Annotated in this window: 24 protein-coding genes; 17 read left to right on the top strand and 7 right to left on the bottom strand. The window is 66.3% G+C overall.

Features of this window, described 5'->3' with window-relative positions; all coding sequences use genetic code 11:
• Nucleotides 1-13 precede the first annotated feature (13 nt).
• Nucleotides 14-652: a L,D-transpeptidase gene (locus ACSQ3M_RS21720; RefSeq protein ID WP_436152152.1), complete on the top strand. Its 639-nt coding sequence runs from the start codon at nucleotides 14-16 to the stop codon at nucleotides 650-652.
• A gap of 167 nt (nucleotides 653-819) precedes the next feature.
• Here ACSQ3M_RS21720 and ACSQ3M_RS21715 read toward each other — a convergent pair whose 3' ends face one another.
• Complete coding sequence (locus ACSQ3M_RS21715) at nucleotides 820-1,704, bottom strand: hypothetical protein (RefSeq protein WP_436152151.1); 885 nt, start codon at nucleotides 1,702-1,704, stop codon at nucleotides 820-822.
• 250 nt (nucleotides 1,705-1,954) lie between these two features.
• Between ACSQ3M_RS21715 and ACSQ3M_RS21710 the strand changes: the two genes are divergently transcribed.
• From ACSQ3M_RS21710 to ACSQ3M_RS21695, 4 genes are all read left to right on the top strand, one after another.
• Nucleotides 1,955-2,851 carry a 2-dehydro-3-deoxygalactonokinase gene (locus tag ACSQ3M_RS21710; protein WP_436152150.1) on the top strand — a complete coding sequence of 299 codons (897 nt, stop codon included), beginning with the start codon at nucleotides 1,955-1,957 and terminating at the stop codon, nucleotides 2,849-2,851.
• Complete coding sequence (locus tag ACSQ3M_RS21705) at nucleotides 2,848-3,756, top strand: ribokinase (protein WP_436152149.1); 909 nt, start codon at nucleotides 2,848-2,850, stop codon at nucleotides 3,754-3,756. The genes ACSQ3M_RS21710 and ACSQ3M_RS21705 overlap by 4 nt, the downstream gene beginning before the upstream one ends.
• A 155-nt stretch (nucleotides 3,757-3,911) precedes the next feature.
• Nucleotides 3,912-4,430 carry a retropepsin-like aspartic protease family protein gene (locus tag ACSQ3M_RS21700; protein WP_436152148.1) on the top strand — a complete coding sequence of 173 codons (519 nt, stop codon included), beginning with the start codon at nucleotides 3,912-3,914 and terminating at the stop codon, nucleotides 4,428-4,430.
• A gap of 175 nt (nucleotides 4,431-4,605) precedes the next feature.
• A complete protein-coding gene (locus tag ACSQ3M_RS21695; RefSeq protein WP_436152147.1) occupies nucleotides 4,606-6,105 on the top strand; it encodes a phosphomannomutase/phosphoglucomutase in 1,500 nt (499 codons plus the stop codon).
• A 34-nt stretch (nucleotides 6,106-6,139) separates the two neighbouring features.
• Here ACSQ3M_RS21695 and ACSQ3M_RS21690 read toward each other — a convergent pair whose 3' ends face one another.
• On the bottom strand, nucleotides 6,140-6,646 hold the full coding sequence (locus ACSQ3M_RS21690) for a pilus assembly protein N-terminal domain-containing protein (protein WP_436152146.1): 507 nt from the start codon (nucleotides 6,644-6,646) through the stop codon (nucleotides 6,140-6,142).
• Nucleotides 6,647-7,105: 459 nt separating this feature from the next.
• Between ACSQ3M_RS21690 and ACSQ3M_RS21685 the strand changes: the two genes are divergently transcribed.
• The 9 genes from ACSQ3M_RS21685 (at nucleotide 7,106) to ACSQ3M_RS21645 (ending at nucleotide 15,776) form a co-directional block, all read left to right on the top strand.
• Nucleotides 7,106-7,270 carry a Flp family type IVb pilin gene (locus ACSQ3M_RS21685; protein ID WP_436152145.1) on the top strand — a complete coding sequence of 55 codons (165 nt, stop codon included), beginning with the start codon at nucleotides 7,106-7,108 and terminating at the stop codon, nucleotides 7,268-7,270.
• 155 nt (nucleotides 7,271-7,425) lie between these two features.
• Nucleotides 7,426-7,938 (top strand): A24 family peptidase, encoded by a 513-nt coding sequence (locus ACSQ3M_RS21680; protein ID WP_436152144.1) that lies wholly within the window; start codon nucleotides 7,426-7,428, stop codon nucleotides 7,936-7,938.
• Between the two features lie 126 nt (nucleotides 7,939-8,064).
• Nucleotides 8,065-8,841: a Flp pilus assembly protein CpaB gene (gene cpaB, locus ACSQ3M_RS21675; RefSeq protein ID WP_436152143.1), complete on the top strand. Its 777-nt coding sequence runs from the start codon at nucleotides 8,065-8,067 to the stop codon at nucleotides 8,839-8,841.
• On the top strand, nucleotides 8,838-10,325 hold the full coding sequence (locus ACSQ3M_RS21670) for a type II and III secretion system protein family protein (protein WP_436152142.1): 1,488 nt from the start codon (nucleotides 8,838-8,840) through the stop codon (nucleotides 10,323-10,325). Before cpaB ends, ACSQ3M_RS21670 begins: the two co-directional genes overlap by 4 nt.
• A gap of 34 nt (nucleotides 10,326-10,359) precedes the next feature.
• Complete coding sequence (locus ACSQ3M_RS21665) at nucleotides 10,360-11,088, top strand: CpaD family pilus assembly protein (RefSeq protein ID WP_436152141.1); 729 nt, start codon at nucleotides 10,360-10,362, stop codon at nucleotides 11,086-11,088.
• Nucleotides 11,088-12,344, top strand: a complete 1,257-nt coding sequence (locus tag ACSQ3M_RS21660; protein ID WP_436152140.1) for an AAA family ATPase — start codon at nucleotides 11,088-11,090, stop codon at nucleotides 12,342-12,344. Before ACSQ3M_RS21665 ends, ACSQ3M_RS21660 begins: the two co-directional genes overlap by 1 nt.
• Nucleotides 12,345-12,346: 2 nt before the next feature.
• On the top strand, nucleotides 12,347-13,786 hold the full coding sequence (locus tag ACSQ3M_RS21655) for a CpaF family protein (RefSeq protein ID WP_436152139.1): 1,440 nt from the start codon (nucleotides 12,347-12,349) through the stop codon (nucleotides 13,784-13,786).
• Between the two features lie 19 nt (nucleotides 13,787-13,805).
• Nucleotides 13,806-14,786, top strand: coding sequence for a type II secretion system F family protein (locus ACSQ3M_RS21650; protein WP_436152138.1), 981 nt, complete (start codon nucleotides 13,806-13,808; stop codon nucleotides 14,784-14,786).
• A gap of 12 nt (nucleotides 14,787-14,798) precedes the next feature.
• Nucleotides 14,799-15,776, top strand: a complete 978-nt coding sequence (locus tag ACSQ3M_RS21645; protein ID WP_436152137.1) for a type II secretion system F family protein — start codon at nucleotides 14,799-14,801, stop codon at nucleotides 15,774-15,776.
• A gap of 129 nt (nucleotides 15,777-15,905) precedes the next feature.
• On the opposite strand, the gene ACSQ3M_RS21640 is transcribed toward ACSQ3M_RS21645, so the two are convergent.
• Nucleotides 15,906-16,748: a hypothetical protein gene (locus ACSQ3M_RS21640; protein ID WP_436152136.1), complete on the bottom strand. Its 843-nt coding sequence runs from the start codon at nucleotides 16,746-16,748 to the stop codon at nucleotides 15,906-15,908.
• A gap of 138 nt (nucleotides 16,749-16,886) precedes the next feature.
• Here ACSQ3M_RS21640 and ACSQ3M_RS21635 point away from each other — a divergent pair, with 138 nt between their 5' ends.
• From ACSQ3M_RS21635 to ACSQ3M_RS21625, 3 genes are all read left to right on the top strand, one after another.
• A complete protein-coding gene (locus ACSQ3M_RS21635; RefSeq protein ID WP_436152135.1) occupies nucleotides 16,887-18,272 on the top strand; it encodes a leucyl aminopeptidase family protein in 1,386 nt (461 codons plus the stop codon).
• Nucleotides 18,273-18,347: 75 nt separating this feature from the next.
• A complete protein-coding gene (locus ACSQ3M_RS21630) occupies nucleotides 18,348-18,701 on the top strand; it encodes a MarR family winged helix-turn-helix transcriptional regulator (protein ID WP_436152134.1) in 354 nt (117 codons plus the stop codon).
• A 46-nt stretch (nucleotides 18,702-18,747) separates the two neighbouring features.
• Nucleotides 18,748-19,611, top strand: coding sequence for a C40 family peptidase (locus tag ACSQ3M_RS21625; RefSeq protein WP_436152133.1), 864 nt, complete (start codon nucleotides 18,748-18,750; stop codon nucleotides 19,609-19,611).
• Here ACSQ3M_RS21625 and ACSQ3M_RS21620 read toward each other — a convergent pair.
• The 4 genes from ACSQ3M_RS21620 to ACSQ3M_RS21605 all read right to left on the bottom strand — a co-directional run bounded on the left by ACSQ3M_RS21620 (nucleotide 19,605) and on the right by ACSQ3M_RS21605 (nucleotide 23,507).
• Nucleotides 19,605-20,549 carry a 2-hydroxyacid dehydrogenase gene (locus ACSQ3M_RS21620; protein ID WP_436152132.1) on the bottom strand — a complete coding sequence of 315 codons (945 nt, stop codon included), beginning with the start codon at nucleotides 20,547-20,549 and terminating at the stop codon, nucleotides 19,605-19,607. The genes ACSQ3M_RS21625 and ACSQ3M_RS21620 overlap by 7 nt on opposite strands.
• A 71-nt stretch (nucleotides 20,550-20,620) precedes the next feature.
• Nucleotides 20,621-21,928 (bottom strand): thymidine phosphorylase, encoded by a 1,308-nt coding sequence (gene deoA / locus ACSQ3M_RS21615; RefSeq protein ID WP_436152131.1) that lies wholly within the window; start codon nucleotides 21,926-21,928, stop codon nucleotides 20,621-20,623.
• Nucleotides 21,928-22,695, bottom strand: a complete 768-nt coding sequence (deoC, locus tag ACSQ3M_RS21610) for a deoxyribose-phosphate aldolase (protein ID WP_436152130.1) — start codon at nucleotides 22,693-22,695, stop codon at nucleotides 21,928-21,930. Before deoC ends, deoA begins: the two co-directional genes overlap by 1 nt.
• Nucleotides 22,695-23,507: a purine-nucleoside phosphorylase gene (locus ACSQ3M_RS21605; RefSeq protein WP_436152257.1), complete on the bottom strand. Its 813-nt coding sequence runs from the start codon at nucleotides 23,505-23,507 to the stop codon at nucleotides 22,695-22,697. The genes deoC and ACSQ3M_RS21605 overlap by 1 nt, the downstream gene beginning before the upstream one ends.
• Between the last annotated feature and the right edge of the window lie 49 nt (nucleotides 23,508-23,556).

Here is a 23,556-nt window from a genome sequence, read left to right as displayed (position 1 = left end):
CAGGAGTCGCGTCATGTATCGCCTTCTCGGCATTCTGGCTTTTCTATGCGCGTCATTCGCCGGTCTTGCCTCGGCTGAGGCCAAGCTCGACGTCCGCGTCGACATCGTCGCCCAGCGCATGAGCGTCGCCACCAGCGATGGCGAGGTCTACAATTGGGCGATCTCGTCCGGCCGCAAGGGCTTCCGCTCGCCCAACGGCGTCTATCGGCCGACGCGGCTCGAGCGCAGCTGGTATTCCCGCAAATATGGTGGCGCGATGCCCTATTCGGTGTTCTTCCGCGGTGGCTATGCCATCCACGGCACCAACGCTGTCGGCGCGCTCGGCCGCCCGGCCTCGCATGGCTGCATCCGCCTGCATCCCGCCAACGCGGCCAAGCTCTTCGCGCTGGTCAAGAAGCACGGCGCCGGCAGCACCCGTATCGCGCTGAACGGTGCTGCGCCTGACAACCTCTCGCGCTTCGCCAAGGCTTCGACGGAGTCCAAGCACAAGATCGCCAAGGCCAAGATCAAGACGCAGAAGGCCGTTCTCACCGCCAAGCAGCAGCGCCAGGCTCCGGCCTGGGGCGAGGCACGCGAGCAGATGCTGCTCAGGCCGGCGATACCTGCTGGCGCAATCGGCTTCCAGCCGGTGACGGGGCCGGGCTGGCGCTAGCTTCCCTCAAGGAGGATATGCTGTCTTTCCGGGGCAGGCCGCAGGCCTGAGCCCGGAACCCAGAACCGATGTCATAGTCGGAAGGTCTACTGCGTCCCGAGCCCCCCGAGAACGGCTATCGGTTCTGGGTTCCGGGCTCGTTGCTTCGCAACGCCCCGGAAAGACACTCAGATCGCGTCCGCCGCGATCCGCACCCAGCCCTTGAGCGTTTCGCCCGGCTGAAGTCGGGCGAGCGGCGAGACCTCGCGCACGATCTTTTCGCTCGGTGCGCCGGAGGCGTGGCTCTGCGGTTCGACGCAGAGGAAATCGGCCCCGGCCGGCGCCCAGACGACAGGGCAGCGCAGGCTCTCGCTCGCGGTGATCGTGATGGCGAGGCCGCTGGACGGTGTCTCGATCCGGGCCGTGCCGTCCCAGCCTAGAAAGCTCCAGGCGGTCTCGGCTCCGATGGCGAAGACCGGGCTATCGGCATAGGGGCCGCCATCGGCGAAGGCTTGCGTCCCCGTGGCGCGGAACAGGTCGCCGAAGATCAGCGCGCCGGTCGCGGTCATACCGAGCCGCGTATCGGCGGCGCAGGGAAACCAGGGATGCAGGCCCATGCCGAAAGGTAGGGCCTGGTCGGCCTCGTTGGTCAGCGACAGAACGACGGTCATACCGCTCTCGTCGAGCCGAATCTCCTGTTTCGCCAGGTAGCGATAGGGATCGGAGCCGGTATTGCGGCGGTGCACCAGCACGGTATGGCCGCTGCCCTGCTCCTCCACCTGCCAGGCTGACTGCCAGCCGAAGCCATGGATCGTGCCGGCCGGGTTGTTGGACGGCACGGTGAACCGGGTATGACCGTCGTCGACCAGGCTGTCGAAGGCACGGTTGGCGAAGGGCAGCATCGCCCAGGCGCCGAATTTGTTCGGCGTTTCGGTCTGCGGCGTGAGCCCGGCCGGGGCATGCAGGAGCGGTTGCGTTCCGCCGTCCGGGCTCTGCCAGTCGAGGGCCGCGATCGTTCCGCCGGCTTCCGGTGCGATGCGGGCGCAGTAGCGGCCGGCCGAGAGAATCAGCATTGCGGTGTCCTTTAAGGCGATCAGGGCGTCGCAGCATCCGCAAGCGCCATATCTGCGCAGGAAGGCCGAACTCATTCATCTTCGCCTCGATTGCGCTCGTTGGCGACGTCGTCAAGGGCTGGATTCGCCAGGGTGGCGGATCAGCCGCCACCGGGCTTGACCGGACCTTGCTGGCCAGAGAGATTCCCCGCCCTTTCGCTTCGCCTCGACCGGGATATCGGATGAGGCACGCATCTCGCCGGAGCCTGCCATGCCCATCCCCCTGATCGCGCTCGACTGGGGCACGACGCGTGCCCGCGCCTTCCTCATCGGCGAGGATGGCGCGGTGCTGGGCAAACGCAGCGCCGATCGCGGCATCCAGTCGGTGCCGGCTGGCGGCTTCCCGACTGCCTTCGCCGAGATCGCCGGCGAATTCCGTCAGGCGCGCCCGGATGCGACGGTGCTGCTCGCCGGCATGGTCGGCAGCCGCAATGGTTGGGTCGAAGCGCCCTATGTCGCCTGCCCGGCGAGCCCCGAGGCGATCGCGGCCGCGGGCCTTGCCGTCACGCTCGACGACGGTACGCAGGCGACCATCCTGCCTGGCTTGTCCTGCGACGAGGGCGCCTTCGACGTGATGCGCGGCGAGGAGACTCTGATCGTCGGCCTCGGGCTGACTGACGGGGTCGCCTGCCTGCCTGGTACCCATTCGAAATGGGCCGAGATCAAGGGCGGTCGCATCACCCGCTTCGCCAGCTTCATGACCGGCGAGGTCTACGGTCTGCTGCGCGAGCATTCGATCCTGTCGCGATTGGCGAGCGAACCGGTTGATGACGATGCTGCTGAGGGCGCGCGGCGCGGCCTCGCCGCCGCCAAGCGGCCAGGTGGCTTGCTCAACGCCGCCTTCCATGCCCGCAGTAACGTCCTTGGCGGACACATGACTGGCGGCGCAGTCGGGCCCTATCTCTCCGCCTTGCTGGTGGCGCAGGAGATCGAAGGCGCACGCGCGCTGTTCGGCGGCCTCACCAATCTCCATCTCGTCGCCGATGGCGTCCTGGCGCAGAGCTATGGCCGGGCGCTCGCAGCTGCCGGGCTCGATCATGCGCTGACCTCGCCCGAGGACGCCTTCGTCGCCGGCGTGACCCGGCTCGCCGCCGGGCTGCAGGCATGATCATCATTTTTGGCTCGCTCAATGTCGATCTGGTGACGCTGGTCGAGCGCTTGCCGGGTGCGGGCGAAACCGTGCTGGGACCCGGCTATGCGCTGCATCCCGGCGGCAAGGGCGCCAACCAGGCGTTGGCGGCACGCCGTGCCGGCGCCGACGTGACACTGGTCGGCGCGGTCGGCCGCGACGGCTTCGCTGAGATTGCCATCAGGCTCCTGGCCGAGGATGGTGTCGATCTGCGCCACGTCGCACGGACCAAGGCGCCAACCGGCGCGGCCTTCATCGCCGTCGATGCCGACGGTGCCAATCAGATCGTTGTTGCGGCCGGCGCCAATGCGCTGGCGAAGGCCGATACCGTCGAGGAGTTGAAGCCGGGCGAGGGCGATCTCCTGCTGCTCCAGCGCGAGGTTCCGGAGCGTGAGTGCTTACGCGCCGCGCGGGCGGTGCGCGCTGGCGGCGGCAGGGTGATCCTCAACCTCGCACCCGCCGGGGCTCCGGCGCCGGAGCTGCTGGCGCTGACGGACATCCTGATCGTCAACGAGCATGAGGCCCTGATCCTGGCTCGCTCGCTCGGCTGGGACGAGACCGACCCCGATGCGATCGCGCAACGGATCGATGGCGAGCGCGGCATCGCCTGCATCGTCACCCTCGGCGCAGCCGGTGCCGTCGGCTGGCATGGCGGCGTCCGGCGCAGGCTCGAGGCGCCGGCTGTCGAAGCGGTCGATACGGTCGCTGCCGGCGACAGTTTCGTCGGCGCCTTCGCCGCGGCGCTGCAGGCCGGTTTCGGCTTCTCCGGCGCACTCCAGCGCGGGCTCGCCGCCGGCTCACTCGCCTGCACGGTTGCAGGCGCCCAACCGAGCGTGCCGCGCCGCGCGGCAATCGAGGCGCTGGTCGGCAAGAGCTTTCTGTAGAATGCGGTCGGTTCGATTGACCCTCAGCTAAGCCTGATTTCGAACCGCGTGGCGGAACGCTGCTTGTAGCGGCTGTTTCGGGTCACGGATTTACGCTTGGTCAGCACCTTCGCCTGCAGCGTTGCCAACAGGGACACGCGAAGGGGAAGCCGGTCATGGCTCGGCCGATTGTCTGGTTCTTGGGCGTTGGCGGGCTGGCCGGCCTGCTCGCGCTGGGCTCTGCCGGCACCCTCGATCGGATGGCGCGGCAGGCGCCGGCCCTTGCCAATACCGGTCAGAGCGAGCGTGCGCCGGCGAACGCTGAGCGCGTCTTGACGGTGCATGCCGACTATCGCGGCCACTATGTCGTTCACCCGTCGATCGACAATTACCGTGTGAAGATGATGGTCGATACCGGCGCGAGCATCATCGTGCTGACCGAGGTCGATGCGCGAGCGCTTGGGATCAGGCCTGATCGTGCGGACTATTCGGTGGGGCTCAGCACCGCAAACGGCGTGGTGCGGGGCGCGAGGACAATGCTGCGCGAGGTGCGGCTCGGCGATATCTCGGTGCGCGATGTCGAGGCCGTCGTACTGCCCGCCGGCGCGCTGTCGGTCAGCCTGCTCGGCACGTCCTTCCTGCGCCGGTTGCGTGGCTATGAGGTCCAGGGCGGCCGCATGGTCCTGCGCGGCTGAGCAGCCGGCTGTCGGTTCCAAACCTCATGCCGATCGGCTATGCCGGCCTTGCGTCCTTGCCCTGTCATGCTCAGGCTGCATTCATGTAGCCTGTGGCCTGTCCGTTCCGCACGCGTCAGCTGCATGGTTTCCGCGCGGGCCTCACGGCCGGCGCTCCTCGAAAATGGATGGCCCGATGTTTCCGAAGCCCCTGCCCGAGCTCTTCCCGAACACCTTCGACTACGAATCGCTGCCGATGGTGAAGCCGACCGGCTTCCGCGAGTACGATGCGCGCTGGTTCTTCGGGAAAGAGCTCAACCTGATGGGCGTGCAGGCTGTCGGCATGGGGCTCGGCACGCTGATCAAGCGCATGGGCGTCAAGCCCGAGATCGTCACCGCTCATGATTTCCGCAGCTATTCCTCCTCGATCAAGATGGCGCTGGTCACCGGCCTGATGGCGGCCGGCTGCAAGGTCCACGATATCGGGCTCGCCATGTCGCCCATGGCCTATTTCGCCCAGTTCGAGCTCGACGTGCCCTGCGTCGCCATGGTCACCGCATCGCATAACGACAATGGCTGGACCGGCATCAAGATGGGCGCCCAGCGCCCGGTCACCTTCGGCCCGGACGAGATGGGGCAGTTGCGCGATCTCGTGCTGGCAGGCGATTTCGACCTCTCGGGCGGGGGCTCCTATCAATTCGTGCCCGACTTCCCGGCGCGCTACATCGCCGACCTGACCAACCGCCCGAAGATCAAGCGCAAGCTCAAGGTCATCGCCGCCTGCGGCAACGGCACGGCAGGCGCCTTCGCGCCACAGATCCTGGAAGCGCTGGGCTGCGAGGTCATTCCGATGGATGCCGAGCTCGACCACACCTTCCCGCGCTATAATCCCAACCCCGAAGACATGAAGATGCTGCATGCCATGGCCGATGCCGTGAAGCAGCACGGCGCCGATGTCGCGCTCGGCTTCGACGGCGATGGCGACCGCTGCGGCGTCGTCGACAACCATGGCGAAGAGATCTTCGCCGACAAGATCGGTGTGATGCTGGCGCGCGATCTCGGCAGGCTCAACCCGGGCGCGCAGTTCGTCGTCGACGTCAAGTCGACCGGCCTGTTCTCGACCGATCCCGAATTGCAGCGGCTCGGCGTCAAGACCGACTACTGGAAGACCGGCCATTCCTACATCAAGCGCCGCGTCCGCGACCTGAACGCGCTCGCCGGCTTCGAGAAATCCGGCCACTTCTTCTTCAACGCGCCGGTCGGCCGCGGCTATGACGACGGTGTCGTCACCGCGATCGCCGTGATCGACATGCTCGACCGCAATCCGGATAAGTCGATGGCCGAGCTCTATGCCGCCGTGCCCAAGACCTGGGGCACGCCGACCATGGCGGCCAAATGCGCCGACGAGATCAAATACGGCGTCAGCGACAAGGTGACCAAGCGCATCGAGGCGATGAAGGCGGCGGGCGATAAGATCGCTGGCCAGGCGATCCGCGACGTCATCACCGTAAACGGCGTGCGTGTCGTCAACGAGGACGGCACCTGGGGACTGGTCCGTGCCTCCTCCAACAAGCCCGAGCTCGTCGTGGTCTGCGAGAGCCCGGTCTCGGAAGCGCGCATGCGCGAGATGTTCAAGGCGATCGACGGCGTGCTGCGCGAGAATCCCGAAGTCGGCGCCTACAACCAGACGATCTGATCAGGCTTTCGGCGCCGGGCGCGGAAGAGGAGCTTTACTTCTTCTCTGCGCCCGACGCAGCCGCGTTGCGTGCACCGCTTTGGCCATTGGTACCATCGAAGAAGCTCTTGGAATCGCCGAGCTGAGCGCTTGGCTGGCAGGCCGGCGTACAGGAATAGCTCTCGCGCTCGAGGCCGCGCTGCACGGTCAGGATCGAATCGCGCGCGGCGCCGACGCGCAAGGTGGATTCCGCCAGCAGAGCGCCGGTCGCATCGAGCGCGATCAGATTGGTGACGCCGTAGCTCTTGCCGGTGACGACCATGACGCCGTTGCGCTGAACCGTGACATCGGCGATCGCCGGGTTGCCGACGATCACCGTCTGGGCCTTGTCGGGGAGGCGCAAGACCTTGGCGTGGTCGACCGTCACCGTGACCGCGTCGATTCGGGTGTCGTCGCCACGGACTTCCGGGGCTGGAGCGGTAACGAGCCTGGCTTGTGCGCGTGCGAGGTCGGGTGAGAGGCCCAACCCACCGGCCAGCGCGAGCCCGGCGCAGAGGAGCACCGGTAAGCTTTTGCTGAGTCGCGATTCCGGCATCGCAATGGACATGGTCCGCGCCCCAAAGTTTCGAACAGCCCGAGCAAAGCGGAAAATGATGAATGGTTCACTAAGATGGCGATCTGCGCGAGGCGCAAGAGGGGCACGGCAGCCATCGAAGCTCGTTCGTGTGCAGTGAAAAACGCAAGCGTATGGCGAAGGTGCTTCAATTGACGCAGCGTAATATTTCTCAGTTTTCAGGAGTTATTGAGATGAACTGGCTGTCAGGAAAATATTATACCAAGAGTTAACTACGATTTTGTGCTAAATCCCTATTAACCATCGAATGAAGACCGGTAAAATTCAGCGAATTAGTCGGTCGCTTTAACTGATCGGCAAGGCGAGACCCGTAATGTCACTCCTGTCGCTGACCGAAGCCGTTTAGAGCGAAGGCAGCAGTCAAACGTGGTGCAAAGGAGACTACCCATGAAGAACCTGTTTGCGCGCTTCGCCAAGGACGAGTCCGGTGCGACCGCCATCGAGTACGGCCTGATTGCCGCCCTCATCGCCGTCGTCTGCATCGGCACCTGGACCGCGATCGGCCCGGCGCTGAACGCCAAGTTCCAGGCGGTCCTGGCGGGCCTCGTCTGAGACCGCGGCCGTAAGGCTCGGCTATTGCCAAGACGCCCCGGTAAATCCGGGGCGTTTTTCGTTGCGGCCAGACAGGCCGGCCGGCATCGACGCTGGTAAGGCTTTGGTCACGCCGAAGGCTTATCGTCCGGCGTGCTGCTTTCCGGATGGACGCCATGTCGCTGCCGCTGATTGCCATTCTTGTCGTGTTTCCGGCCGCAATGGCTTATGCGGCTGCCAGCGATCTCGTCACCATGACCATCCCGAACTGGCTCTGCTTGCTGCTTGTGGGTACGTTCGGGCTGTGTGCGGCTGCGATCGGCTTTGGCTGGAGTGCCGTAGGCTGGAACCTAGCCGCCAGTCTCCTCATGCTCTTCATCTGCTTTGGCCTGTTCGCGGCCGGCTGGATCGGCGGCGGCGATGCCAAGCTCGCGGCGGCGACGGCGCTCTGGCTCGGCTTCGAGCAATTGCTACCCTATCTCTTCGTCGCGGCACTCGTGGGCGGCGTATTGACCGTCGTGCTCGTCAAACTGCGTGAAGCCCCGCTGCCCGGTCTGGCCAAGGGGTGGAGCTGGGCGCAGCGCTTGCACGGTGTTGAGAAGGGCGTGCCCTATGGCATCGCGCTCGCTGCCGCTGCGCTGGTGGTCCTGCCCGACACAACGATTTGGCGGATCGCCATCAGCGGTTGAGCGCTCCAATCCGGCCTCGAAACGCCTGATCCGCGCAAAAAGATACCTCCGGTTAACCATAAGTTGACGATTCAAAGGCCACGATCCGGTTGAGGGTCGGCTCATGCCGGCCAAGGATCGTGTGCCATGAGTCCCGCCCGCATCATCATTCTCGCCGTAGCGATCGTCGCCGGCCTCGGCGCTGCCTTGCTGATCAGTCGGCCGCCGAAGGTCAACACGCCCTCGGTGACGAAATACGAGCCCGCCCCGACGGTCGAGGTGCTGGTGACGGCGGTGGACATTCCGCTTGGCAACAAGCTCGCTGCCAGCGACCTGAAATGGCTGGCCTGGCCACTGACGAGCCTGCCGCCGGCGGTGATCCGGCGCCAGGATTTGCCAGATGGCGAAGGTGAATTCGTCGGCCAGATCGCCCGCGCTCCGCTCTACAGCTCAGAGCCGATCCGCCGGGAAAAGCTACTCAAGGCCGATTCCGGCTTCCTCTCGGCGATTCTGCCGCCGGGCAAGCGGGCGGTCGCCATCACCACCGACAATCGCGGAGCCAACACAGCCGGCGGCTTCATCCTGCCCAATGACCGCGTCGACGTGGTCCGTACGACCCGCGACGACAGCAATTCCAAGGACGGCTCGCCGCCGACCAGCGAAATCCTGATCGCCAATGTCCGCGTGCTGGCGATCGGCCAGAGCATCCAGGAGAAGAACGGCGAGAAGGTCGTCGTCGGCGAGACCGCGACGCTCGAGCTCGATCCGAAGCAGGTCGAGGCCGTGACGCTGGCCCAGAAGAACGCCAGTCTCTCGCTGGCGCTGCGCAGCCTGCAGGATGCCGGCGACAAGAGCACTCCGGTCGATGATGGAGGTCTCACGCTCGTGCGCTACGGCGTCGTCACCAAGGCGGTGAAGCCATGATCCCGATGCCGAAGCCCGTTCCGTCGCTGCGCCGATGCCCGCGGCATATCCTCGCCTTACCGCTGGCGGTCCTGCCCCTGGTCTTGCCGCTCTCCATCGGGCCGACTCTGGCACAAACCAAGGGCGCCGCGCCGGTCCTGAACGTCGGTGCGAGCGAGCACGCGATCTCGCGTCGGCTCGATCTCTCGATCGGCCGTTCGCTGATCGTCGAGCTGCCGCGCGACGCCAAGGAGGTCTTCGTCGCCAATCCCAAGGTGGCGAATGCGGTGGTGCGCTCCGCCCGGAAACTCTTCGTTATCGGCATGGCCGACGGCTCGACCTCGATGTTCGTGATGGATGCCGAAGGCCGGCAGATCACGGCGCTGGAGATCGAGGTCGGCCGTGATCTGAACGTGCTGCGTCAGACGCTGCGAACCGCGATGCCGGGCGCCGATATCCAGGTCAAGCCGGCTGGGAACTCGATCCTCCTGGTCGGAAATGTCGCGAGCGCCTCCGAGGCGACGCAGGCCATGGACATCGCCAATGCCTTCGTCGGTGTCTCGGGCGAAGGTGCGAACGCTACCAAAGGTGCGGTGATCAACTCGCTGACGATCCGCGGGCGCGACCAGGTGATGGTCAAGGTCACGGTCTCCGAGGTCTCCCGGAAGGCGATCAAGCAGCTCGGTATCAACACGACCGGCGAATGGAAGCTCGGCAAGTTCAGCATCACGCCGACCATCGACACTCCGTTCTCGCTGCAGCCGCAGCAACTGGCCGCCACGGCGATCGGCGCCGGCATCGGCAACTCGACCAATGTGACCTTGCGGGCGCTCGAGCGCGCCGGCCTCTCGCGCGTCATGGCCGAGCCGACGGTGACAGCGATCTCGGGCGAAAGCGCCAAGTTCACCGCAGGTGGCGAGATTCCGATTCCGAAAGGCTATTCCTGCGACGTCACCAACCGCTGCGTTCTCAACATCGAATACAAGCCGGTCGGTGTCTCCCTGAACTTCACGCCGATCGTGATGTCGGAAGGCAAGATTTCGATGCGCATCGCGACCGAGGTCACCGAGCTCGACTTCGAGAACCAGCTGCGCCTCAACCCCACCGAGACGACGGCCGTCAACGCGCCCGGCTTCCGGGTCCGCAAGTCGGATACGACGGTCGAGTTGCCCTCCGGCGGCACATTGGCGACAGCTGGCCTGATCCAGCGCGTCTCGCGCCAGGCGATCAACGGCATGCCTGGGCTGATGAATATTCCGATCATCGGCACGCTGTTCCGCTCGCGAGACTACCAGCGCGAGGAGACCGAGCTGATGATCGCGGTGACCCCGTACATCGTGAAACCGGTCGGCCCCAACGCTCTGCAGCGGCCGGATGACGGCTTCGTCGAGGCACACGACGCCCAGACCATCCTGATGGGGCGGTTGAACAAGATCTACGGGTCGACAAGCGGCGGGCCGGTCCCGCAGGCCTACAAGGGCCGTGTCGGTTTTATTGCCGACTGAGGATGAGGCTCCGACAAAAATGGCAACCGTGACCGTGACTAGCAAGCCGTACCACGCAGGCCGGGCTGCACTACCGGCTGCGCTGGGCGTTGCGCTCCTGCTCGGGGCCTGCGCCAAGGGCGATATCTCGACCTCCGGCATCCCCGTCGACATTCGCGAGCGCCATCCGATCGTGCTGCGCGATGCGCCACGATCGCTCGACGTCTTCGTCGGCCGCGCGGGTGGTGGGCTGGATCCGCGCCAGTCCGATGACGTTGCCCGCTTCGGCGCGGACTATCATCGAGGTGGCAAGGGGGGGCTTGTGGCTGAGGTGCCGACAGGGACCGGACGCGACCTCGCCACCCATGACACGCTCGAAGGCATTCGCCGCTCGCTGTCCCGCGCTGGCGTCTCGCCCGGCCAGCTCTCGGTCAGGACCTACCGGATCGCCGATCCCGAGCTCGCCTCGCCGATCCGCCTGACATACGCCTCGCTGCAGGCCGGATTGCCGCATTCCTGCGGACAATGGCCAGCGGACCTCGGCGTCGCCAGCTACAAGACGGATGCGATGAACGAGCCATACTGGAACTTCGGCTGCGCTAGCCAGGCCAATCTTGCGGCGCAGATCGCCGATCCGCTCGATCTGGTGCGTGCGCGCAGCGAAGGCCGCCTAGATACGCAAAAGCGCATGGAGGCGATCAAGAAGCTGCGCGAGGGCAAGGATCCCTCGACGCAGTATCGCCAGGAGCAGAGCAAAATCAGCGACGCCGTCGGAGGCAAATGATGGCGAATATACCGGGTTTCGAGCCGGACACCGGCGGCGAGGAGATCGTCGCCCCGCTGCCGCGCGTCACCTTGCAGGCCTTCTGCGAGACGCGGGAGGTCGCGGACTCGATGCAGGCGGTCGCCGCGGACCGGCGAATGGACAAGGTCCAGGCCCGAATTCAGATGGGGGGGCCAGCCGCGGCGGTCGAGGCTTTCCGAGGCGCCCCGACACCGAATGTGATCGTCCTGGAAACGGTCAGCGAGCCGTCGGGGCTGATCGCGAATCTCGATGCGCTCGCCGGGAGCTGCGATCCGGGCACCAAGGTCGTCGTCATCGGGCACGTCAACGACATCCAACTCTATCGCGAGCTGATCCGGCGCGGCGTCAGCGACTATCTGGTCGCCCCGTTCGGCGTTCTCGACCTGCTGCGCACCTTGTCCGAGCTCTATGCCGCATCAGGTTCGGCAACGCTCGGGCGTACCATGGCCATCGTCGGCGCCAAGGGCGGGGTCGGCGCCTCCACCGTCGCGCATAATGTCGCCTGGGCGATTGCCCGCGATCTCGGCGCCTCGACTGTGATCGCCGATCTCGACATCGCCTTCGGCACGGCCGGACTGGATTTCAATCAAGACCCGCCGCAGGGTATCGCCGACGCCGTGTTCGCACCGGAGCGGCTCGACGCCAACATGCTCGACCGGCTTCTGTCACGCTGCAGCGATAACCTTTCCCTGCTCGCAGCTCCGGCCATGCTGGACCGGACCATCGATCTTAGCGACGACGCGTTCGAGCTCTTGTTTGACCTGCTGCGCGCAAGCGTGCCTTGCATCGTACTGGACGTGCCGCATCTATGGTCCGGCTGGGCGAAGCGCGCGCTCGTCAGCGCTGACGAGGTGGCGGTCGTCGCCGCACCCGAGCTTGCCTCGTTGCGCAACGCCAAGAATCTGGTGGACCTCCTGCGTGCAGCCCGGCCGAACGATTCCGTGCCGCGCCTGATCCTGAACCAGGTCGGATTGCCCAAGCGGCCGGAGATCGAGGCTAGCGAGTTCGCCAAAGCCCTCGGGATCGAGGTGTTGAGCTCCATCCCCTTCGATGCGCCGCTCTTTGGCACGGCAGCCAACAACGGTCAGATGATCGCCGAGGTCCAGTCGGGCGGGAAGGCGGCGGAGGCCTTCGTCCAGATCGCAACCGCTCTCACCGGGCGCGGCGAGCAGAAGCGCGGCAAGCGCGGCCTGTTCGAGCCCCTGGTCGCCAAGCTGATGCGTCGAAAGGCCTGAAGATGTTCGGCAAGCGACAGGCGACTGCCCCGGCTCCGACGTCTCAGCCGAACGCAGCGCCACTCTCGTCGGTGCGCCCGATCGAATCGCGTCCCGCCGCCGCCGAGGCGCGGCGTCTGCCGCCGCCTGCGCCGGTCGAGGCGCAAAAATCCGACGAATACTACCAGATGAAGAGCATGATCTTCGGTGCTCTCATCGAAGCGATCGACCTCTCTCAGCTGGCCAAGCTCGACGGTGAATCGGCGCGCGAGGAAATCCGCGACATCATCAACGAGATCATCTCGCTGAAGAACGTCGTGCTCTCGATCTCCGAGCAGGAGGAACTGCTCGACGACATCTGCAACGACGTACTCGGCTACGGACCGCTGGAGCCGTTGCTCGCCCGGGACGACATCGCCGACATCATGGTCAATGGCGCCGGCCGGACCTTTATCGAGACCGGCGGCAAGATCCAGCTCACCAGCATCCGCTTCCGTGACAACGCGCAGCTGATGAACATCTGCCAGCGCATCGTCAGCCAGGTCGGACGCCGCGTCGACGAGTCCTCGCCGATCTGCGATGCGCGCCTTGCCGACGGCTCGCGCGTCAACGTCATTGCTCCGCCGCTGGCGATCGACGGGCCGGCCCTCACCATCCGCAAGTTCAAGAAGGACAAGCTGACGCTCGATCAGCTCGTTCGCTTCGGTGCGATCTCGCCGCCCGGCGCCGAGATCCTGAAGATCATCGGCCGGGTCCGCTGCAATATCGTGATCTCGGGCGGTACTGGCTCGGGCAAGACGACGCTGCTCAACTGCCTGACCAACTATATCGAGCATGACGAGCGCGTGATCACCTGCGAGGATGCAGCCGAGCTTCAGCTCCAGCAGCCGCATGTCGTGCGCCTCGAGACGCGTCCGCCCAACCTCGAGGGCACTGGTGCGATCACGATGCGCGATCTGGTCAAGAACTGCCTGCGCATGCGTCCCGAACGCATCATCGTCGGCGAAGTCCGCGGTCCCGAGGCCTTCGACCTGCTTCAGGCGATGAACACCGGCCATGACGGCTCGATGGGCACGTTGCACGCCAATACGCCGCGCGAATGCCTGAGCCGCATCGAATCGATGATCACCATGGGTGGCTTCAGCTTGCCTTCGAAGACCCTGCGCGAGATGATCTGCTCCTCGGTCGACGTGATCATCCAGGCGCAGCGCATGCGCGACGGCTCGCGCCGCATCACCCACATCACCGAGGTGATGGGCATGGAAGGCGACGTGATCATCACCCAGGATCTGATGCTCTACGACGTGCTCGGCGAGGACGCGAACGGCAGGCTGATCGGCCGGCACCGTTCGACCGGGATCGGTCGGCCGCGCCTCTGGGAGCGCGCGCGCTATTTCGGTGATGAGCAACGGCTCGCGACCGCGCTCGACCAGCTCGAGCTCGACGGCCGAGCCGAGGCCTAGCGCGGGGAGAAGGCACGCCATGGACTATGGCCAGATCGCTGCCGCCATTCTCGCTGCCATCTCCGCGGGCGGCGTCGCCTATGCTCTCTTCTATCCCCGGCTCAGTGGCCAGGCACGCGCCGAGCAGCGCCGCCGCGAGTTTGCCGCCCCGGCTGCAATCCGCGCTGCGGCGGATCGCGAGGCACAGGGCGTGGCCCGGCGCGGACAGGTTGCGCAGAGCCTGAAGGATATCGAGAACCGCGAGAAAGCCCGCCACAAGATCACGATAGAGAGCCGGATCGAGCAGGCCGGGCTATCCTGGTCTCGCAAGCAATTCTGGCTGCTCGGCGTGACGCTAGGCATCGGCCTGGCCGTTGCACTCCTTGTCACCTCGGGCAACTGGGTCGTGGTGCTGGTAGGCTTCCTCGTCGGCCTTTTCGGCTTGCCGCGCTTTTATCTGGCCTATCTCGGCAAGAAGCGGATGCTGCGCTTCACCAATGAATTTCCGAACGCGCTCGATGTCATCGTGCGCGGCATCAGGTCGGGCCTGCCGCTCAACGATTGCGTGCGTATCATCGCCAGCGAGGCCCAGGAGCCGGTCAAGACCGAATTCCGGCTTATCGTCGAAGCGCAGACGCTCGGCATGTCTTTGACGGAGGCTGCGACCAAGCTGTTCGAGCGCATGCCTTGCGCCGAGGCCAATTTTTTTGGCATCGTCCTGGCTATCCAGCAGAAGACCGGCGGCAATCTCGCCGAGACCTTGGCCAATCTGTCGCGCGTGATCCGCGAGCGCCGCAAGATGCGCGACAAGATCAAGGCGGTATCGATGGAGGCGAAGGCGTCCGCCTCAATCATCGGCTCCTTGCCTCCCGCCGTCGCCGGCCTCGTTTACGTGACGAGCCCAGGCTACATGGATGCGCTTTTTACGACCGATGTAGGTCGTATGGCGCTCGTCGGCTGCGGCATCTGGATGGGTATCGGCATCCTTGTCATGCGCAAGATGATCAACTTCGAGATCTGAGGAGCTTTCGGCATGCTCGCGCCTTTGATCGAGAATCTCGCCGACATGAGGCTCCTGCTTGCCCTGGTTGGTGGGTTCGCCGTGGCGGTCACGATCATGACCGTTGCGGCGCCTCTGCTCGAAGGCAATGTGCTGGGCAAGCGCATGAAATCCGTCGCCACCGAGCGCGACAAAATCCGCGCACGCGAGCGTGATCGGCTGGCGCGCAAAGTTGACAAAGTCTCGCTCCGACAGGAGCCGAAGGCCTTCATGCGCAACATCGTCGAGCGCTTCAAGCTCGGCGACTGGCTAGGTACCGAGAGTGCCAAGAAGCAGCTCGCCATGGCCGGGTTCCGTGGTCAGCAAGCCGAGGTCGGTTTCCTCTTCTTCAGGCTGATCACCCCGATCGGCCTCTTCCTGTTCGCCTTGTTTTACCTCTTCGTGCTCAACAGCTTCGGCCAGACCGTCATCATGCGGGTCGGCATCGTGATCGGCGCCGCCTATCTCGGCATCAAGGCGCCTGAAATCTATCTCTCCAACACGATAGCGAAGCGTCAGCTTTCGATGCGGCGCGCCTTTCCGGACGCGCTGGATCTGATGCTGATCTGTGTGGAATCGGGTATGTCGATCGAGCTTGCCTTCCGCAAAGTCTCGGCGGAAATCGGCAGCCAGTCAGTGCCCTTGGCGGAAGAGTTCTCGCTCTGCACAGCCGAGCTGTCTTACCTCTCGGAACGTCGGCAGGCTTACGAAAACCTTGCCCTGCGCACCGGGCTGGAAACGGTGAAGTCGGTGTGTACGGCGCTGATCCAGGCCGAACGCTACGGCACGCCGCTGGGAACCGCCCTTCGCACGCTTGCGCAGGAGAGCCGCGATCAGCGGATGAACGAGGCGGAGAAGAAGGCTGCCTCATTGCCGCCGAAGCTGACCGTGCCGATGATCATGTTCTTCCTGCCGGTGCTCTTCGTGGTGATCATGACGCCGGCAGTCCTCAAGGTCTTCAAGGCCTTCTGACGGAGCGCGGCCGGCCGCTCCGCCCTCTATTCGAACGAGCAGGGATTTCGGTGTTCGCCGCGCAGCCGGATCTGACGGCGGGCGAACTGGTCGGTTTGCTGGATTGGCGTTCTGGAAGAGACGGGGAAGTCAGCCTGTCGGCTGAGACGTCTTTTCGGGCGCCGCTGAACGCGCTGCCGGCTTGGCCTTGCCGCCGCGCAGCAGATCCCAGCTGTTCGGCTGGCTGACCGAGCGGCGCAGATAGGCGATCGTCGACGAGGCTTCGGCCGGGCTCATGTCCTGCCGCGCGACCTGCTCGGCTTCCTGGAAGCGCCCCTGCAGGCCGAGCACCAGGACGAGGTTCTGGCGTACCCTGCTGTCGGCCCCGGGGCCGCCGGCAGCTTCGCGCAACACACGCTCGGCATCCGGCAGGTGCTTCGACAGGGCGAGCGACAGGCCGAGATTGGACATCACCGTCGGCTCGTTCGGTACGAGCTTCAGCGCGGCGGCGTAGAGCTGCTGGGCGCGCTCGTGCTCGCCGAGCTGGTCGGCGACGGTGCCTTGCGCCGACAGGATCCGCCAGTCAGGTCTCTCCGGTAGATGGGCTCGGCTCAATACGTCGTCCGCTTGCTTCAAGCGGCCATTGTCGGCGAGCGAGCGGCCATAGGCGCCGAGCAGCTCGCGATCTTCCGTATGGATGAGCACCGCGCCTTCCAGGATGGCGAGCGCCTGGGCGTTCTTGTCGAGTGCACGCAGCGCCCGCGAGTAGAAGAAGGCGGCGTTGCGGTCCTTCTGGTTTGCTTCGTAGCGCTTGCCCCAGTCCGCCTCCTCGCTGCGCCATTGCGCCTCGGTGCGCGGCTGGGTCTGCTTGGCGCCGATCGAGCCGGTGACGTCGCCGGAGCCGCCACGCATCTGGCAGGCGCCGAGCGCAAGGCAGAGGACCGAGGCGGCGGCGAGATGGCCGAAACGGGATGCGCGGATGCGGATGGACATCGGCCGGAATGCCTCGCCGGTACGGGAAACTGTTGCCTGCGGTGATAAAACGTTAACCCTAACGGACTGTTAATCAGGCGTAGCGGGGCCGGCGTTGCACGTGATGCCCCGAGTTTCACCATCCGAGGTTTGTCGATCGTGCATTCTCTGCTTCAGCCCGCCGGAACACCCGCCATCCCTGTCCATTGCGTCGCCAGGGGCGATTGGCCGGGCCTGCGTGATGGGCTCGCGCCGGTGCCGCGCAGTTTCGCCCAGGCGCAAGGCTTCGAGGCGCGGCCGGGCCAACATGTCTTGCTGCCCGATGCAGCCGGCTCGCTTTGCGCGGTGTTGCTCGGGGTCGACCCGTCAGGCCCGCGCCGACGCGATCCGTTCGCCCCCGGTCGCCTCGCCACGACCTTGCCGCCGGGCGATTACACTCTGGCGGGCGATATCGGTGATGCCGGGCTCGCGGCGCTCGGTTGGCTGCTCACGGCTTATCGTTTCGAGCGCTATCGCAAGCCAAAGCCGGTTGCAGCGCGGCTCGTCCTGCCCGAGGGCGTCGATGGTGAGGAGCTCAGCAACCTCGCCGCGGCGACGGCGCTGGCGCGCGATCTCGTCAACACCTCCGCTGCCGATCTCGGTCCGGCCGAGATCGAGGCGGCCGTGCGGACGCTGGCCGAAACCTATGGCGCCGAGGTCGGCAGCACCGTCGGCGACGATCTGCTCGTGGCCAATTTTCCGATGATCCATGCCGTCGGCCGGGCCTCGACCAGGGCGCCGCGCCTGATCGACCTGCATTGGGGTGCGGTCGATCACCCCAAGGTGACCCTGGTTGGCAAGGGCGTCGCCTTCGACACTGGCGGACTCAACCTCAAGACCGATGCCGGCATGCTGCTGATGAAGAAGGACATGGGCGGGGGGGCGGCGGCAATCGCAGCGGCGCGCATGATCATGCAGGCGAAGTTGAAGGTTCGCCTGCGCCTGCTGGTTCCTGCCGTCGAGAACGCCGTCTCCGGCGCCTCCTTCCGTCCCGGCGATGTGCTGCAGAGCCGAAAAGGCCTCACCGTCGAGATCGGCAACACCGATGCCGAAGGCAGGCTCATTCTCGCCGATGCGCTGGCGCTCGCCGACGAGGAGGCGCCCGAGCTGCTGATCGACTTCGCCACGCTGACCGGGGCCGCCCGCGTCGCGCTCGGGCCGGACCTGCCGCCCTTCTACACGCATGACGACGGGCTCGCCGCCGAGATCACCCGCCTCGGTGCGACGGTGAACGATCCGGTCTGGCGCATGCCGCTCTGGCCGCCTTATGACGGGATGCTCGATTCCAAGATCGCCGACCTCAACAATGTCTCCGGCGGTGCCTTCGCCGGTTCGGTGACCGCCGCGCTCTTCCTCAACCGCTTTGTCGAGAAAAGCCGCTCCTACGCTCATTTCGACATCTATGGCTGGAACCCCTCGACCAAGCCGGGCCGCCCCGAAGGCGGCGAATGCCAGGCGGCGCGGCTGACCTATGCGCTGGCGAAGCAGTTTTACGGCGCCCGTTAAGCCTGGCGCACGGCTCTGCTTGCGCAGCGGCGGTACCGCGATAATGATACGGCCCCGTAACGATCCGGGGGCGGCATGGCGCTGGAGATCAAGCCGACGCAGGCGCTCAGGCTCTGGCGCGAGGTGCATCTCGACCTGGTGCGCGACACCCAGTCCGATCTTTCGGTCCGCCAGACCGCGATCCTGCTGACCATCTATCTCGAGCTGCCGCCGCATACCGTGCGTGGCCTTGCGGCGCGGCTTGGCGTCACCAAGCCGGTGATCACCCGCGCGCTCGACAGCATGGGCAAGCTCGGCCTGGTCACGCGCAAGCGCGACGAGTTCGACAAGCGCAATGTCGTGATCCAGCGGACGGTGGCGGGCGCCCTCGCGGTCGAGCACCTGGCCGATCTGGTCACCGCGCGGGCGCGCGAACTGGGGCCGGCCTGAACAGACCGCACTTCGCCCATTAACCGGACGCGGCTAGAGTGCCGCCATGACCGCGATTCTCGACCGCCGCCTCACGCCTGCCCGCCCGGACCTCGCCGCCCGTCATCTCGACGGCAAGGTCGAGGCACTGGCCTTCGCCGATCCGATCCCGATGCGGGTGGTGACGCCCTCAGCGCCGCTGCGGCGCGAGCCACGGCCCGATGCGCCGCTCGACACCGAGGCGCTCGCCGGGGAAGCAGTGCGGGTCTACGAGCAGCATGAAGGCTGGGCCTGGGGCCAGCTCGTCGGCGATTCCTATGTCGGCTACCTGCCCGAGGATTGCCTGGCCGGCGACGCACCAGTGCCCACGCACCGCGTCAGCGCACTCCGGACCTTCGTTTATCCCGGCCCCTCGATCAAATTGCCGCCGCTGGAGGCGCTGTCCATTGGCGCGGCGCTGGCTGTCACCGGCGAGAGCGGCGACTTCTTCACGACCGAGCGCGGCGGCTACATCTTCAAGCAGCATCTTTGTCCGCGCGACCAGCATGAGCCGAACTTCGTCGCGGTCGCCGAGCGCTTCCTGCACGTTCCCTATTTCTGGGGCGGCAAGACCAGCCTCGGCCTCGACTGCTCGGCGCTGGTCCAGCTCTCCCTTGCCGCTGCCGGAGTTGCGGCGCCGCGCGATTCCGACATGCAGGAGCAGGGGCTCGGCGAGGCCGTTCCCTTTGACGAGAGCCTCGATGGCCTGCACCGCGGCGATCTGGTGTTCTGGAAGGGCCATGTCGGCATCATGACCGACCCGGACACGCTGCTGCACGCTACAGCCTTCAGCATGAGCGTGATCAGCGAGCCCTTGCGCCCGGCGCGCGACCGTATCCTCGCCCGCAAGGGCGGGCCGATCACCGCGATCAAGCGACTACAGGCTCAATAACCCCGCGCCGGATCGACGACGTTCTGCAGTTCGCCCCCGGCCTCGAGCCGTCTGATCTGCGCTGCGATCTGGTCGGCGACGGCTTCGGGCGCCGACATCGCGGCGTTGTGCGGCGTCACCGTCACGGCGGGATGGTTCCACAGCGGCGAATCCTGCGGCAGCGGCTCGGTCTCGAATACGTCGAGCACCGCCGCCTTGAGCTCGCCGGCATCGAGCGCTGCCAGGATGTCGGCTTCGACCTGCAATTTGCCGCGCCCGGCATTGATCAGCGCCGGCCCGCCGAGACGGCCGCCCTGCGCCAGCTGTGAGAGCAGCGGGCGGCTCAGGATGCCTTGCGTCTCCGGGGTGTGCGGCAGCAGGCTGACGAGAATGTCGGTGCGGGCGAGGAAAGCCGCCATGCCGTCCTCTCCGGAGAAGGTGACGAGCCCCTCGATCGTCTTCGGAGAACGGCTCCAGCCGGCGACGTCGAAGCCGATGATCTGAAGCTTGCGCGCCGCATCCTGCCCGAGTTCGCCGAGCCCCATGATACCGACGCGGACCTCGCGCGCCGCCGGCTGGTGACGGTCGTCGTCCCATGACTTTTCGCGCTGCTGCCGATCGTAGCGGTGTTGCTGGCGCAACTGCATCAGGCAGTGCAGCACGACGTATTCGCTCATCCGCGTCGTCAAATCGGGATCGATCACCCGCGCGATCGGCACCTCGGGCAAACGGCTGTCGGCAAAGAGATGATCGACGCCGGCGCCGAGCGAGAAGATCGCCGCGAGATTGGGCAGGCCGGCAAGACTGCCCTCGGGGTGCTTCCAGCTCGCGACATAATGGACGGCGCGCCGGTCGAAGGGCTCGCCGAGCGTGACGATCGGCAGCTCGGGCAGCAATGCCGCGAAGCGCTCGCGCCAGCTTTCGACATGCCAGCCGGTGATCGCCAGAAGCAGGCTCATGGGTGGGGAAACTCCTGAAGCATTTTCGAGCGAAGTGGATACCGGTTCGCGTGAAGAAACGCGGGCATGCTCTAGGCGGGGATGATCAACGGGCCGCGCTCGACGGCGGCCTCGCCGCGGCGATAGGCGCTCTTCAGGCGGATGCGGGCGGCGTCGAAACCAGTCTCGCTGCGGGCATGGATGATGCCGAGCGGCCGGTCGGGACCGACCCGCTCGCCGAGCCCGGCGAGCTCGGTGATGCCGACGGCATGGTCGATCTCGTCCTGCGGGCGGGTCCGCCCACCGCCGAGCGCGACCACGGCGAGGCCGATGCCGCGCGTATCGATCGCTTCGACCAGGCCAGGCCTGTCCGAGAACACCGGCCGGACGATCGGCGCCCGGGCGAGGTGCCGCTCGGGATGTTCGAGCAGGTCGGCCGGGCCGCCAAGCGCCGCGATCATGTGGATGAAGCGCTCCGCCGCGGCGCCGCTGGCGAAGGCGTCCTCGATCTTCGCGATTGCTTCCTCGCGCGTCGCCGCGAGCCGGCCGAGCAGGAGCATCTCGGCGGACAGCGCCACCGTGACCTCGTGGAAGCGCGGCTCGCGCCGACGGCCGGTCAGATGGTCGAGCGCATAGGCGACCTCGAGCGCGTTGCCGGCGGCGGAAGCCAGCGGTTCGCTCATATCGGTTAGCAGCGCCCGCGTCGGCAGGCCGGCGCCGTTGCCGACATCCGACAGGCTCTGCGCCAACGCCTCGGCCTTGTCGAAATCGCGCATGAAGGCGCCGGAGCCGAATTTCACGTCCATCGCGAGGCCATGGAGACCGGCGGCGAGCTTCTTCGACAGGATCGATGCGGTGATCAGCGGGATCGATTCGACGGTGCCGGTGACATCGCGGATCGCATAGAGCCGCTTGTCGGCCGGGGCGAGATCGGCGGTCTGGCCGATGATGGCGCAGCCGACCTCGCGCACGACATGGCGGAAGAGGTCGATCCCCGGCTGGGTGACATAGCCCGGCACCGCGTCGAGCTTGTCGAGCGTGCCGCCGGTATGGCCGAGGCCGCGGCCCGAGATCATCGGGACATAGCCGCCGCAGGCCGCGACCGCCGCGGCGAGCGGCAACGAGACCGTGTCGCCGACACCGCCGGTCGAATGCTTGTCGAGCGCAGGTCCGGGCAGGTCGCGCCAGTCCAGCACCGTGCCGGAATCGCGCATGGCCAGCGTCAGGGCGACGCGCTCTTCGGCATCCATGTCGCGGAAGAATATCGCCATGGCGAAGGCGGCGGCCTGGCCCTCGCTGACCGAGCCATCGGTCAGGCCCGCGATCATCTGGCGGATGTCGTTGGCGCCGAGGCGCTCGCCGTCGCGCTTGGCGGCGATGATCTCCTGCGGCAGGCGCATCAATAGGCTCCGTCGGTCCGTTCCGCCGGGCTGGTGCCGGCGATGATGTCGGCGAGGACGCCGTAGAGGCTGCTGGCGCCGAAGCGGAAGGTCTGGGGCGTCGCCCAGTCCGGGCCCATCAATTCACCGGCAAGGTCGAGATAGATCTTCGCATCGGCGAGCGTGCGCAGGCCGCCGGACGGCTTCAGTCCGACCGGCTTGCCCGAGGCCTTGATCGCCTCCAGCATGGTGCGGGCGGCGGCCGGCGTGGCGGAGGTCCTGGTCTTGCCGGTCGAGGTCTTGATGAAGTCAGCCCCGGCCGCGATGGCGAGTTCGGATGCGGCGCGGACGGAAGCCTGATCCGGGTATTCGCCGGTTTCAAGGATGACCTTGAGCGTCTTGTTGCCACAGCCGCCGCGCGCTTCGGCGACCATCTCGCGGGCGATGTCGACATCCCCCGCGAGGAAGGCGCGCCAAGGCAGCACCAGGTCGATCTCGTCGGCGCCGTCGGCGATTGCTTCGTTGATATCGCTGCCGATCGGGCTGCAATTGCTGTTGCCGGCCGGGAAGTTGATCACGGTCGCAATCTTGACAGGCGAAGCCTTCAGCGTCTGGCGCGCCAGCTTGACGAATTGCGGCCAGATGCAGATCGCCGCGACCGGGCCGGGCGCCGCCACGGCGCGGGCACAGAGCTGCAATGTGCCGGTCTCGCTCGCCTGGTCGGACAGATCCGTCAGGTCGAGCAGGCGCAACGCACGCAAGGCGAGGTCGGCATCGGACATCGGCATCAGAGCTCGCTCAGGAAGGCGCGCAGCACCCGCCGCAGCGCCGTGGTCGCGGTCGCGGCGACGTCGCGCGTCTCGCCATGGCTGGGGGCGCCGCCGAGAATGCCCGCGCCCATATTGGTGACGATCGAGATGCCGGCGACGCGCAGGCCGTAGCGGCGCGCCAGGATCACCTCGGGCACGGTCGACATGCCGACGAGATCGGCGCCCAGCATCTTGGCCATTTTGATTTCGGCTGGCGTCTCGAAGCTCGGGCCCGAGAACCACATATAGACACCCTCGCCCATATTGGCGCCGCTGGCGGTGGCGGCCTTCTTCAGCCGGGCACGCAAATGCGGGTCATAGGCGTCGATCATCGGCACGAAGCGGCCGTCCCCGATATCGCCGACCAGCGGGTTCGGACCATTGAAATTGATGTGGTCGGTGATCAGGGCGAGGCTGCCTGGCCTGAGATCGGGCCTGAGCGAGCCGGCGGCGTTGGTCAGAACCAGCGGCGGCGAGCCGAAGGCGGCGAGCATGCCGAGTGGCACGCGCATGATGGCGGGATCGCCGGTCTCGTAGAAATGCGCGCGCCCCTCGAAGACCAGCACGCGCTTGCCGTGCAGCACACCATAGCTGAGCCGCTTGGCGTGGCCTGAGACCGAACCTTTCGGAAAGCCCGGAATCTCCTCGAAGGGGACGGAAATCGGATCGACCATGTCGTCGATGATGCGTCCGAGTCCGGTGCCGAGCACGATGGCGCAGTCGATGCCGCCATCGATGCCACGGTCGATCAGTACCGATGCCGCTTGGTCGAAAAGCGCATCCGCCGCCATGTTGTCTGCTCCATCGGCGCGTTTGGCCGCGCTCATCGGACCGCCGTAC

The sequence above is a fragment of the Allobosea sp. LjRoot90 genome (assembly GCF_964254315.1).
In the GTDB taxonomy this organism is placed as follows: Bacteria; Pseudomonadota; Alphaproteobacteria; order Rhizobiales; family Beijerinckiaceae; genus Allobosea.
This window is presented reverse-complemented; position numbering and strand designations above follow the sequence as displayed.